This is a genomic window from Sneathiella sp. HT1-7 (assembly GCF_020731145.1).
Classification (GTDB): Bacteria; Pseudomonadota; Alphaproteobacteria; order Sneathiellales; family Sneathiellaceae; genus Sneathiella.
The window spans coordinates 480806-493195 of sequence record NZ_JAJFZN010000001.1 but is presented as its reverse complement, the minus strand read 5'-3'; the positions used below and the strand labels follow the sequence as shown (position 1 = coordinate 493195).

The window sequence follows — 12390 nt, the reverse complement described above, 5'->3', positions numbered from 1 at the left end:
GAAAATGGAAAAATTCAATAAGCTCACGGCGGTTGCCGCGCCAATGCCTTTGGTCAATATCGATACCGATATGATCATTCCCAAGCAGTATTTGAAAACCATTCAGCGAAAAGGCCTCGGGAAAAACCTGTTTGCTGAAATGCGCTATAATGATGATGGTACCGAAGTAGAGGATTTTGTCCTTAATCAGCCAGCCTATCGCAACGCTGAAATTCTTGTGGCAGGCGATAACTTTGGCTGTGGGTCTAGCCGCGAGCATGCACCGTGGGCATTACTAGATTTCGGAGTCCGCTGTGTGATTTCCACAAGTTTTGCCGATATCTTTCATAATAACTGCTTCCGCAATGGAATTTTGCCGATTGAGGTATCGCCTGAAGATCTCAGTAAACTAATGGAAGATGCGGAGCGCGGCGCCAATGCGACAATTTCTATCGATCTGGAGGCTCAGGAAATCCGGGGACCAGACGGCGGTGTCATTCATTTTGAGATCGACCATTTTAACAAGCATTGCCTGTTGACGGGCCTTGATGAAATTGGGTTGACCATGAAAAAGGAAGACAAAGTCGCGGAATATGAAGAAACCCGCAAAATGCAGCAGCCTTGGCTGTAATCTGAGATCCGGTTATTATGAGAGTGAATTGTTATGGCATCAAATAAATCCCTGTTGATCCTGCCCGGCGACGGCATTGGCCCTGAAGCGATGGGCGAAGTGCGCCGCATTGTTAGCTGGATGGAGGACAACCGCGCCGTTTCCTTCGATGTTGACGAAGATCTTGTCGGCGGTTCATCCATCGACAAGCACGGCATTCCGGTTACGGATGAAGTCGTTGAGAAGGCCCAGAATGTGGATGCGGTCTTGCTCGGAGCTGTTGGCGGCCCGAAATGGGATAACCTCGATTTTTCAATCAAGCCGGAGCGTGGTCTGTTGCGTCTGCGCAAAGATCTTGAGCTTTTTGCGAACCTCCGCCCGGCAGTCTGTTTCGATGCGCTGGTCGATGCGTCCAGCCTGAAGCCAGAACTGGTAAGTGGCCTTGACATTATGATCGTGCGCGAGTTGACGGGCGGTGTTTATTTTGGTGAACCACGTGGGATCGAAGATCTCGGTAACGGTATCCGCCGTGGTGTGAACACCCAAGTCTACACGACACCGGAAATTCAGCGGGTTGCCCGCGTTGCCTTTGAGCTGGCGAAGAAGCGCGATAACCGCGTGTGTTCCAGCGAAAAAGCCAATGTGATGGAATCAGGCGTTCTCTGGCGCGAGGAAGTCACGAAAATCGGCGAGACGGAATTCCCGGAAGTGGAACTTAGCCATATGTACGCGGATGCGGCGGCAATGGAACTCGTTCGTAAGCCCAAGCAGTTTGACGTGATCGTCACTGATAACCTTTTTGGTGACATTCTCTCCGATTGCGCGGCAATGCTGACCGGTTCCCTTGGTATGCTGCCGTCGGCGTCTATTGGCGATATCGATGAAACCGGACGGCGTAAAGCCCTCTATGAGCCAGTTCATGGCTCCGCTCCGGACATCGCGGGTCAGAATATCGCTAATCCGATCGCCACTATCCTCTCCTATGCCATGGCATTGCGTTATAGCTTCGATATGGACGGTGAAGCGGATCTTGTGGAAGAGGCAGTGCAAAAAGTGCTTGCAAGTGGCATTCGCACTGGCGATATCATGTCAGCGGGCATGACGCAGGTATCAACCACGGAAATGGGTGATGCCATTATCCGGGAGTTGGACAAGGCAAACGGTTAGTTCCTGCTATATTGCGCGTTTGATTTAACCCCCGGCGCAGAGATGCCGGGAAATAGAAGAGATTAAGATCATGGGATACAGAGTTGCGGTAGTCGGCGCCACTGGGAATGTGGGCCGTGAAATGCTGAATATTTTGCATGAAAGACAATTTCCGGTGACGGAAGTTATCGCGCTCGCGTCGAAACGTTCTGTTGGACGCGAAGTTTCCTTTGGCGATAAAACGCTGAAGGTGAAAGCTCTGGATGATTTTAACTTCACGGGAACGGATTTCGCTCTCTTTTCCGCAGGCGGTACGGTGTCGGCGAAATTCGCTCCGATTGCGGCTGCGCAGGGATGCATAGTCATTGATAACTCCTCGCACTTTCGTATGGACCCGGACGTGCCCTTGATTGTACCGGAGGTTAATCCGCAGGATGCCGCGGGATATACCCGAAAGAACATTATCGCGAACCCAAATTGCTCGACCGCACAGCTTGTCGTGGCGCTGAAGCCTTTGCATGATGCGGCCGTTATCAAGCGCGTCGTGGTTTCGACCTATCAGTCGACGTCCGGTGCGGGCAACGAGGCAATGGACGAATTGTTTACCCAGACCAAGGGCATCTATGTGAATGATACGCCGACCCCGTCAAAATTCACCAAGCAGATCGCGTTTAACGTGATCCCGCATATCGATGTCTTCATGGACGACCGTTATACCAAGGAAGAATGGAAGATGATGGTCGAAACCAAGAAGATTATCGATCCGAAGATCAAGTTGACGGCGACTTGTGTGCGGGTGCCAACATTCGTCGGCCATGCCGAAAGCATCAATATCGAGTTCGAAAACGAGTTGAGCGCGGATCGCGCGCGGGAAATCCTGCGCGAGTCACCGGGCATTATGGTTGTCGATAACCCTGAAGAAAACGGGTATGTAACACCAGTTGAATGTGTCGGGGACTACGCTACCTTTATCTCGCGTATTCGCGATGATGCCACGATTGAGAACGGTATCAACCTGTGGTGTGTCTCGGACAATCTTCGTAAGGGTGCGGCCTTGAATACAGTTCAGATTGCGGAACTGGTAGGACGCGAATATTTAAAAAAGGCGGCCTAGTCGCTCTAAAGACCTAAAACGAGCCGGGTTGACGCAGCTAAATTTTGCGTCAGCCCGGCTTGTTCATTTTTGGCGGTTGTCATAGTCTTTTGGAATGTTAAAACAGCTGTGCGGCTGTTTACAATCTCCGGAGGTCGTTATGACGGCACATACTCTGAAAATCAGCGGAACTCTCTTTGTCATTCTTGTGGTTACCCTATCATTGATCTCTCAAGCTCTGGCACGGGATCATTTCGTGAATCCGAGTTCGGCGGGAGGGGCGGCAGATGGAAGTGCCGTATCGCCATGGTCTGATTTGCAGGAGGTTTTGGATGAAAATACTATCCAGGCTGGCGATAGAGTGATTCTGGCGGGAGGAGTGTATGGCCGACTTCTCATTCAGAACAGGGAAATGTCCGAGATGACATCGGTCGTTGTCGCCGAAGGTCAGCAAGCAATATTCGAGAATGTAGAGATTAAAGGAAGCGCCAACTGGTCTTTGACAGGCTTCACCGTGACGTCGGAAGGCCTTCGAGAACCGGGCGAAAGATATCATGTCCGTATCGACAAGAATTCTCGTCATATCAAAATTGACAGCTTCACCATTTATACGGTTGAGGATATTTCTGATTGGTCAACGGACGACTGGAATGAAAAGGCGCTGGACGGAATATTTTCGGAGGCGGAGTATGCGGACATTCGCAATAACAAAATCAGCAATGTGAACTTCGGAATTTCTACGCTCGGTAAGCATAGCATTGTCGCAAACAACGAAGTGAAGAATTTCTCCGGCGACGGGTTGCGTGGTTTGGGCGATCATAGTCTGTTTGAAGAGAATGTGGTAAAAAACTGCTATCAGGTAAACTCGAACCATTCTGACGGGTTTCAGTCATGGTCAACCGGCGCGGACGGGCGGCCTGGGACCGGCGTAATCAAAGATGTGACCTTTCGCCGTAATCTAATTCTGAATTTTGAAGACTTTAATCAGCCCTTTGTTTGCAAACTTGAAGGGATAGGGATGTTTGATGGCGTCTATGAAGATTGGACCATCGAAAATAATATTATCGCCGTCGACAATTGGCATGGAATATCGGTTTTCGGTGCGCGGAATGTCCGGATAAAGAATAACACAGTGATGGATATCGACTATTTTCCACCCGGCCCCGCCACGATCACGATCATCTCCGTTTCGGAAGGTGATCCGGCGGACGCCAGTCTCGTTGCCAATAACGTCGCGAATGAAATAAAAATCGAAGGTGAAGGCGTTGAGCGTTTCGGCAATATTGAAATTGACGATTTGGATGATGTGTTTGTTGACATCGACGACGGAGATCTTCGTTTGCCAGAGGATAGTGAGGTTATTGACAACGGGGAGCCCGACCCGAAAATGACAGTCGATTATTTTGGCAACTCCCGACCGTCTGGAAAAGGGCTAGATGTAGGCGCCGTGGAGATGCAGCAATGACGCATCGATCCGTCGGTATGTGAAACGCAAGCATTTTTCTTCCTAATTGTTGCGTCGCAATAAAAACCCTTTATGATGCGGCCCGCATCACTTAATTTGCTGAAGATTTTTGAATAGGGCGTCGCGCCCGAGGGACTAACAATGACAAAAAACATTCGCCCCCGCCGTTCGGTTCTTTATATGCCGGGCTCCAACGCCCGCGCTCAGGAAAAAGCAAAGACACTTGTCGCAGATGCACTTATCCTTGATCTTGAAGACGCGGTGGCCCCCGACGCTAAGGGAGAGGCCCGCGACATCGTCTGCGCTAACGCGGCCTCAGGTGACTATGGCAATCGCGAAATCATCATTCGGGTCAACGGACTTGATACCCCTTGGGGGGAAGATGACATTATTGCGGCCGCCAAAGCAGGTCCCGACGCAATCCTGCTTCCCAAGGTTGAAAGTGCGGACCAAGTTCAGAAACTCGAAAAAATTATGACGGATGCTGGTGCACCGGAAAAGACGACAATCTGGTGCATGATGGAGACGCCGCTCGGTATTCTGAAAGCAGAAGAAATTGCTTCCGCCAGCCCGCGTGTTGACTGCTTCGTTATGGGCACTTCTGATCTTGTTAAGGAATTGCAGGCACAGCATACGCCGATGCGCCTTCCGGTGATTACTTCGTTCGGGCTTTGCCTTCTCACGGGGCGTGCCTATGGCCTTACGGTTCTGGACGGTGTTTATCTTGATCTTGCTGATGAGGATGGTTTTCGTGAGTCCTGTGAGCAGGGCGTGGAGCTTGGGTTTGATGGCAAAACATTGATCCACCCGAAGCAGCTCGCCCCGACAAATGAAGTCTTCGCTCCTTCCGAAGAGGAGGTGGCGCATTCCCGAAAAGTCATCGAGGCGTTTGAAGCCGCCGAAAAAGAAGGTAAGGGCGTTGTTCTGGTCGACGGTAAACTTGTCGAAAACCTTCATGTTGAAATCGCGAAAGCAAAAGTTGCCATGGCGGATGCCATTGCGGCCGCTGCCGAGTAAAGGGAGGGGAATTCGATGAGTAAAACCAATCCCGGAAATTACTTCGAAGACTTCAAAATCGGGCAAGTGCTTGATCATGCCACCCCGCGCACTATTACCGAAGGTGATGTATCGCTCTATACGGCGCTTTACGGCGGGCGTTTTGCGCTGCAATCGGCGGATAGCTTTGCCATGGATTGCGGGCTTGAAGCCGCTCCAGTTGATGATCTTCTGGTCTTTCATATCGTCTTTGGAAAGACAGTTCCCGATGTTTCCCTGAATGCAGTTGCCAACCTTGGCTATGCGGATGTGCAGTTCAAGACGCCGGTTTTTCCGGGCGATACGGTCAGGACAAGTTCAACGGTAATTGGCCTTAAGGAAAATTCCAATGGCAAGACTGGCGTTGTCTATGTCCGCTCCACGGGAACCAATCAGATGGGCGCGATCGTGCTTGATTATGTGCGATGGGTGATGGTCCGTAAAAAGGATGAAAATGCCCCCGCACCAGAAGACGTTGTGCCGGACTTGCCGGATCGAGTTGATCCCGCGCAGATTTCTTTGCCTCAGGGAATTGATTTCTCTGGCTATGACGCAACTCTTGCCGGGTCGCCACACTATTTCGAAGATTACGAAGTAGGTGAAAAAATCGACCATGTCGATGGCATGACGATTGAAGAAGCCGAGCATATGATGGCGACACGGCTCTACCAGAACACCGCCAAGGTCCATTTCAACCAGCATCAGATGCAGAATGATCGTTTTGGCCGCCGCCTGATTTACGGCGGTCATATTATCAGCCTGGCGCGCGCCCTTTCTTTCAATGGCCTCGGGAATGCCCAGCTAATCGGCGCGATCAATGGGGGATCCCATACAGCGCCAACATTTGCGGGTCACACCATCTACGCCTGGAGCGAAATTCTGGAAAAATCTGAGCTTGCCGATAGTCCAACGGCGGGCGCGCTTCGTATTCGAACAATCGCGACAAAAGACACTTCTTGTGAAGGTTTTCCTGATAAGCAAGATGACGGAAAGCGCGATCCCGCCGTTGTGCTTGATATTGATTATTGGGCGGTCTTGCCAAAAGGGACTCTCGAGGTGTAATAAGTATATAGTTCTATTGACTTGAGATGGTTGGGGATTAAACTCCTCGGCAAAAAACAATAAGAATATTCGGAATTTTATCAGCGAGAAAGACTTCCAAATGGCGAAAATTGAAAGACCATTGTCGCCACATCTGCAGATCTATAAGCCGCAGATCACGATGGTTACCTCAATAACACATCGCGCGACAGGTATCGCTCTCGGGGTGGGGACGTTATTGCTGGCATGGTGGCTGATTGCGGTTGCCGCAGGACCAGAGGCATACGCCACGGTTACGGCGTTTACGACCTCCTGGTTTGGACAGATCATTCTGTTTGGTTTTACTTGGTCGCTGTTCTATCACCTCTGCAATGGAATTCGCCATCTCTTCTGGGATATGGGTCAGGGATTTGAGCTGCCGACCATGCGGAAGTCTGGCATGGCGGCGATTATTGCCTCTATCGTTCTGACCCTGCTCACCTGGATTATCGCCTACGCTATGGGAGCTTGAGCTATGGGAATGAGAGCCCCTCTTAAAAATGTCCGCGGTTTAGGTTCTGCGAAAGAAGGCACGACACATTGGTGGCATCAAAAGGTGACTGCTATCGCCCTGATCCCGCTATTTCTGATCGCGATAGGCTGCTTTATCAGTCTGGTCGGTGCCGATTATACCCACGTGCGTTACGTGCTTGGGCAACCCTTTATATCAATTGTGATGTTATTGCTGATTGTGGCTATGTTTTACCACCTCAAGCTCGGCATGCAGGTTGTTATTGAAGATTATATTCATACAGAAAGCACGAAAGTTTTTCTGTTACTGCTTAACAGTTTTTTCTGCGCGATCGTCGGCCTGTCCGCAGCGCTCGCAATATTGAAACTGGCCCTCGGGGGATAAAGAAAAGATCATGTCAGAAGCCTATCCAATTACAGAACATAAATATGACGTGGTCGTCGTCGGCGCGGGCGGTGCAGGTTTGCGCGCGACTATGGGCATGGCCGCGGCCGGCCTCAAAACGGCTGCGATTACAAAAGTATTCCCGACCCGTAGCCATACAGTTGCCGCGCAGGGTGGGATCTCCGCCTCACTCGGAAATATGGGTGAAGATAATTGGCAGTGGCATATGTATGACACAGTCAAGGGGTCAGACTGGCTCGGCGATCAGGATGCTATTGAATATATGTGTCGTGAGGCACCTGCTTCAGTCCTGGAGCTGGAGCAATTCGGTATGCCTTTCAGTCGGACCGAGGAAGGCAAGATTTACCAGCGGGCCTTTGGCGGGATGACGACAGAATTTGGTGAGGGCCCTGCCGCGCAGCGCACCTGCGCTGCCGCCGACCGGACCGGTCACGCCATGCTGCATACGCTCTACAGTCAGAGTCTGAAGCATGACACAGAGTTCTTTATTGAATATTTTGCCCTTGATCTGATTATGGACAAGGATGGCTCTTGCAAAGGCGTTCTCTGTCTCTGCCTTGAAGACGGCACCTTACATCTGTTCCGGGCGCATATGGTGGTTCTGGCAACAGGCGGTTATGGCCGCACTTTCTTCTCTTGCACTTCTGCGCATACATGTACAGGTGATGGCGGCGGCATGGTGTTGCGCGCCGGACTACCACTTCAGGATATGGAGTTTATCCAGTTCCATCCAACCGGCATTTATGGCGCGGGTTGCCTGATCACTGAGGGTGTACGCGGTGAAGGCGGTTTCCTCGTCAATGGCGAAGGTGAGCGCTTTATGGAGCGCTATGCGCCTCATGCAAAGGATTTGGCCAGCCGCGATGTCGTGTCTCGGTCGATGACCATTGAAATCCGCGAAGGCAGAGGCGTTGGCCCGCGGAAAGATCATATCTATCTACATCTGGACCATCTTGATCCGGCAATGATTGATGAGCGCTTACCGGGCATTTCGGAAAGCGCGCGAATTTTTGCCGGCGTCGATGTGCATAAGGAGCCGATCCCCGTTCTGCCGACGGTTCATTACAACATGGGCGGTATCCCGACGAACTATCATGCGGAAGTTGTCGATCTGAAGGACGGCAACCCAGACTCGGTTGTGCCCGGCCTGATGGCTGTAGGTGAGGCGGCATGTGTTTCCGTTCACGGCGCAAACCGTTTGGGTTCCAACTCGCTGATCGACCTTGTGGTCTTCGGGCGTGCCGCTGCGCTTCGGGCAAAAGAAGTGGTAACACCAGGCGCTGCCCACGCACCGCTTCCCGCAGACGCTTGTGATGAGGCACTTGGCCGTCTTGATAAATTCCGCAACGCAAACGGCAGTAGCTCAACAGCAACTATTCGCGACAATATGCAGCGAGTGATGCAGGACGATTGCGCCGTATTCCGGACCAGCAAGACCCTTGCCGAAGGTGTTGAGAAGATCAACAAGGTGTGGGAACAGATGCCGGATATTAAGACGACCGATCGGTCACTTGTCTGGAACTCCGATCTTGTGGAAACATTGGAACTGGACAACCTGATCCGGCAGGCGGTCGTCTCAATGACGGCGGCGGAAAACCGTAAGGAAAGCCGCGGGGCGCATGCCCATGAGGATTTCCCTGATCGCGATGATAAAAATTGGATGAAGCATACTCTCACCTATCACAGTGATAAGGACGGGGTTAAGCTCGACTACCGTCCGGTGCATGATTATACGCTGACGGAAGAGATCGATTACATCAAACCAAAGGCACGTGTGTATTAAGCGCGTTAGGAATGAAATATGGTTGAACTGACATTACCAAAAAATTCAAGGGTCGGTACCGGCAAGACTCATCCAAAGACGGATGGGGCGACGAATACCAAGACATTTAATGTCTACCGCTGGTCGCCGGATGACAATCAGAACCCGGCCATTGATACATATTATGTCGATCTCGACACCTGCGGGCCGATGATTCTGGACGGGTTGATCAAGATAAAGAACGAGATCGACCCGACGCTGACGTTCCGTCGTTCCTGCCGGGAAGGGATTTGCGGCTCCTGCGCGATGAATATCAACGGGACCAATACGCTGGCCTGCACCACGGGCATGGACGAGGTGGATGGCGATATCAATATTTACCCACTTCCGCATCAGCCGGTCGTGAAAGACTTGGTGCCGGATCTTACGAATTTCTATGCACAGTATGCGTCGATCAAGCCTTGGCTTCAGGCGGAAACGCCGTCCCCCTCGAAAGAGCGGTTGCAATCGAAAGAGGATCGCGAAAAGCTCGATGGTCTCTATGAATGTATTCTTTGCGCATGTTGTTCGACTTCCTGCCCGAGCTACTGGTGGAATTCTGACCGGTTCCTTGGCCCAGCGATCCTCCTGCAGGCGTACCGCTGGATTATTGACAGTCGGGATGAGCATACCGGGGAACGCCTCGATAATCTTGAAGATCCGTTCCGGCTTTATCGTTGCCACACGATTATGAACTGCGCGAACACCTGCCCGAAGGGTCTTAATCCAGCGAAAGCGATCGCCGAGATTAAAAAGATGATGGTGGAGCGCCGATAACGCGATATAAAAGAAAATAGATAAAAGGCTGTTTTTTGAGCAGCCTTTTTTTGAAAGAGTCGATACTATTTTGGCGAGTTAGTTATGATTAAAAATGCAATCAAAAATAAATTCTCACTTGTTTTTGCTCTGCTCTTTCTGGTCAATTTAGCAGGCTGTGCCACAGAAAGAACAGCGACTGGCGACCCCATTGAAAAAGGTACTGTAGAATACGGCATATCTACTGAAGAACGTACTAAATTGGATAGCATTCCAATTTCTATTCGGTTTTGGCAGGATAGGCATATACGGGCATTCGGGCATGATCCAAACGACGCGCGTATTATAGACATCACATTAGATATGGATGCCCAAAGCGCTGCACTATTATTTGAGATTTCCTTTGAAGGGGTTGGAACTCTATCAAAACCTGAAAATATAGGTAATCTGAACTATATTGGGAAAATCGGATCTGGCGTTTTGAACTTGAACCCTGCTCTTTTTCTTGTGGAACTCAAGCAATCTAAAGATACAACAGTTATTTCAATTGTAGTTGTCGCTTTTGAGGGGCTGATTAAGCAATACACCGTCGGAAAGGCAATTGAACGGCTGATAATAAGCATGGAAGAAAATTCGGGCGGCAAGATTAGTTGGCGGTAATTGGTTCTCTGGAAATAAAAGGATTGGCTCTGTTGTGGAGCCAATTTGGCGATAAAGTAAGGCCGCTTTTTTTAGCGGCCTTTTTTATGGAATAAGCTAATGTATGTCCCTCCACATTTTTCTGTTCCGGGTAAGGAAACCCTGATCCGGCTTCTGCCCGAGGCAAGTTTTGGGCTTCTGGTCTCCACCGGAGAGGACGGTGTGCCTATCGCCACCCATCTTCCCTTTTCATATGACGCGGATCGCGGAGAGCACGGGACCTTGATTGCCCATATGGCCCGTGCCAACCCGCATGGACAATTGCTGAGCACAGGCGAGGCGCTGGCAATTTTTCAGGGGCCGCATGACTATATCTCGCCGAACTATTACGCGACGGATGTGAATGTGCCCACCTGGAACTATGTCGCGGTGCATGCCTACGGAACGCCGAAGATTATCGAAGATACAATGGAGGTTCGAAAGCTCCTCGACCAACTAACCGAGGATAACGAGAAAGATCAGGCAGAGCCATGGCGCACCGACATGCTGGACCAGAGGCGACTTGAAGGACTGATGCGGGGCATTATCGCCTTCGAAATGCCGATTGACCGGATCGAAGGGAAGGCCAAACTCGGGCAAAATAAATCGCCCGAGGATCAGGCGGCGATTGAGGCGGCCATCGGCAAGTTATGGTAGCCGTATATCGTATTAGCCCGAGAATTTCATAATCTCGGCGACATTTTCTACGCTCGAAATTGCCCTCGGGTTTGCCTGCACGACCGGATGAGTGAGGGCCGCCGCTTTGATTTCAGCGATTGCCTCTTCAGAGATATCAAGAGTGCTGAGCTGATTTGGCAGGCCAAGTCCGCCGATAAATTTCTTTAGTGCTGGAGATACTTCTTCGGCGGAAGATACGCCCAGTACCTTTGCAATTTTTGTCTGAGGGCCTTTAGTCTCCGGAAAGTTATATGCAAGAACCGCGGGGAGGAAAACGCAGGAAGTAATACCGTGCGGTACCTGCCCGATTACACCAAGCAGGTATCCGAGCCCATGGCTCGCACCCATGCGGTATCGCGAAATGCCCGCAGTTGCGTAATAGACACCGAGTTGGCTATTCTCCCGATGAGTGAGGCTTTCCGGATCATTCTTCGTCCCCTCCATACCTGTATAGAGTAAACCGAGACCTTTTGCGCAAAACGCAGCGATCTCCGGATCAACCCCGGGGGCACAAATGGTTTCTACTGCATGATCAACGGCGCGGATACCAGTTGAAAGCCAGAGCTTTTCCGGTGTGTACTTGCTGAGCGTTGAACTCAGAATAATATGGTCTGGAACAAGGTTGGCATGGGCGAAGCCAGTCTTTCGGCCCGTGATGCTGCTTGTCGCTCCGGCAATCGGGGTAAATTCTGCGCCGGATAAGGTCGTTGGAACAGCTATATGTTTTACAGGCCAAGACGTGAAATCAAGACTATTTCCACCTGTAGAAGACAGTTTTTCAAGACCGTCAGCGCCTTGAATATTCAGGTTTGAAACAAGCAGGGCGATTTTGCCGCCATCAATAACACTGCCACCGCCGATGGAGAGAAGATGGGTGGCGCCACTATCAGTAACTGCGCCCGCGAGCTTAAAAACGCTATCATACGGGGTATGTTCAGTCAGGATGCTCACCACGCCCGTGATCGTGTCACCAAAATTCTTCTTTAGCTCATCAACAATAGAAGAATTTGCTGCGAGGGAACGGGAAATAGAAACCAGAATGCGCGTGTTCGTCCCACTCGAAATAATGCCGGTTATTGCATTCGATATATTTTGGTTGATTGTCAGACGGCCTTTTATATTGGCCATGTCCGGAAATGCGGGTTCCGTCATGTTTCCTGCCCTTTTTGTTATGTTTATTAGCTCCCGGCGA

At 50.8% G+C, this 12390-nt stretch carries 13 protein-coding genes; 12 read left to right on the top strand and 1 reads right to left on the bottom strand.

Translation table 11 applies throughout. From position 1 onward, the window contains the following. Positions 1 to 4: 4 nt before the first annotated feature. From leuD to LKE13_RS02325, 12 genes are all read left to right on the top strand, one after another. Positions 5 to 610, top strand: coding sequence for a 3-isopropylmalate dehydratase small subunit (gene leuD / locus LKE13_RS02380; RefSeq protein ID WP_227948093.1), 606 nt, complete (start codon positions 5 to 7; stop codon positions 608 to 610). A gap of 33 nt (positions 611 to 643) precedes the next feature. Beyond that, positions 644 to 1756: a 3-isopropylmalate dehydrogenase gene (gene leuB, locus LKE13_RS02375; RefSeq protein WP_227948092.1), complete on the top strand. Its 1113-nt coding sequence runs from the start codon at positions 644 to 646 to the stop codon at positions 1754 to 1756. Between the two features lie 70 nt (positions 1757 to 1826). Next, positions 1827 to 2849 carry an aspartate-semialdehyde dehydrogenase gene (locus LKE13_RS02370; RefSeq protein ID WP_227948091.1) on the top strand — a complete coding sequence of 341 codons (1023 nt, stop codon included), beginning with the start codon at positions 1827 to 1829 and terminating at the stop codon, positions 2847 to 2849. Positions 2850 to 2988: 139 nt separating this feature from the next. After that, positions 2989 to 4293 (top strand): right-handed parallel beta-helix repeat-containing protein, encoded by a 1305-nt coding sequence (locus tag LKE13_RS02365; protein ID WP_227948090.1) that lies wholly within the window; start codon positions 2989 to 2991, stop codon positions 4291 to 4293. Positions 4294 to 4434: 141 nt separating this feature from the next. After that, positions 4435 to 5310, top strand: a complete 876-nt coding sequence (locus LKE13_RS02360; RefSeq protein WP_227948089.1) for an HpcH/HpaI aldolase/citrate lyase family protein — start codon at positions 4435 to 4437, stop codon at positions 5308 to 5310. Positions 5311 to 5325: 15 nt separating this feature from the next. Continuing rightward, on the top strand, positions 5326 to 6390 hold the full coding sequence (locus LKE13_RS02355; protein WP_227948088.1) for a MaoC family dehydratase: 1065 nt from the start codon (positions 5326 to 5328) through the stop codon (positions 6388 to 6390). 100 nt (positions 6391 to 6490) lie between these two features. Further along, positions 6491 to 6880 (top strand): succinate dehydrogenase, cytochrome b556 subunit, encoded by a 390-nt coding sequence (gene sdhC / locus LKE13_RS02350; RefSeq protein ID WP_227948087.1) that lies wholly within the window; start codon positions 6491 to 6493, stop codon positions 6878 to 6880. A 3-nt stretch (positions 6881 to 6883) separates the two neighbouring features. Continuing rightward, entirely contained in the window at positions 6884 to 7264 is a 381-nt protein-coding gene (gene sdhD, locus LKE13_RS02345) for a succinate dehydrogenase, hydrophobic membrane anchor protein (protein ID WP_227948086.1), read from the top strand. A gap of 10 nt (positions 7265 to 7274) precedes the next feature. Continuing rightward, positions 7275 to 9068: a succinate dehydrogenase flavoprotein subunit gene (sdhA, locus tag LKE13_RS02340; RefSeq protein ID WP_227948085.1), complete on the top strand. Its 1794-nt coding sequence runs from the start codon at positions 7275 to 7277 to the stop codon at positions 9066 to 9068. 18 nt (positions 9069 to 9086) lie between these two features. After that, positions 9087 to 9863: a succinate dehydrogenase iron-sulfur subunit gene (locus LKE13_RS02335; RefSeq protein WP_227948084.1), complete on the top strand. Its 777-nt coding sequence runs from the start codon at positions 9087 to 9089 to the stop codon at positions 9861 to 9863. An 84-nt stretch (positions 9864 to 9947) separates the two neighbouring features. After that, positions 9948 to 10502, top strand: a complete 555-nt coding sequence (locus LKE13_RS02330) for a hypothetical protein (RefSeq protein WP_227948083.1) — start codon at positions 9948 to 9950, stop codon at positions 10500 to 10502. Positions 10503 to 10601: 99 nt separating this feature from the next. Further along, positions 10602 to 11177 carry an FMN-binding negative transcriptional regulator gene (locus LKE13_RS02325; RefSeq protein ID WP_227948082.1) on the top strand — a complete coding sequence of 192 codons (576 nt, stop codon included), beginning with the start codon at positions 10602 to 10604 and terminating at the stop codon, positions 11175 to 11177. A 12-nt stretch (positions 11178 to 11189) separates the two neighbouring features. Here the strand turns inward: LKE13_RS02325 and LKE13_RS02320 are convergent, their stop codons facing one another. After that, positions 11190 to 12350, bottom strand: coding sequence for an iron-containing alcohol dehydrogenase (locus LKE13_RS02320; RefSeq protein ID WP_227948081.1), 1161 nt, complete (start codon positions 12348 to 12350; stop codon positions 11190 to 11192). Between the last annotated feature and the right edge of the window lie 40 nt (positions 12351 to 12390).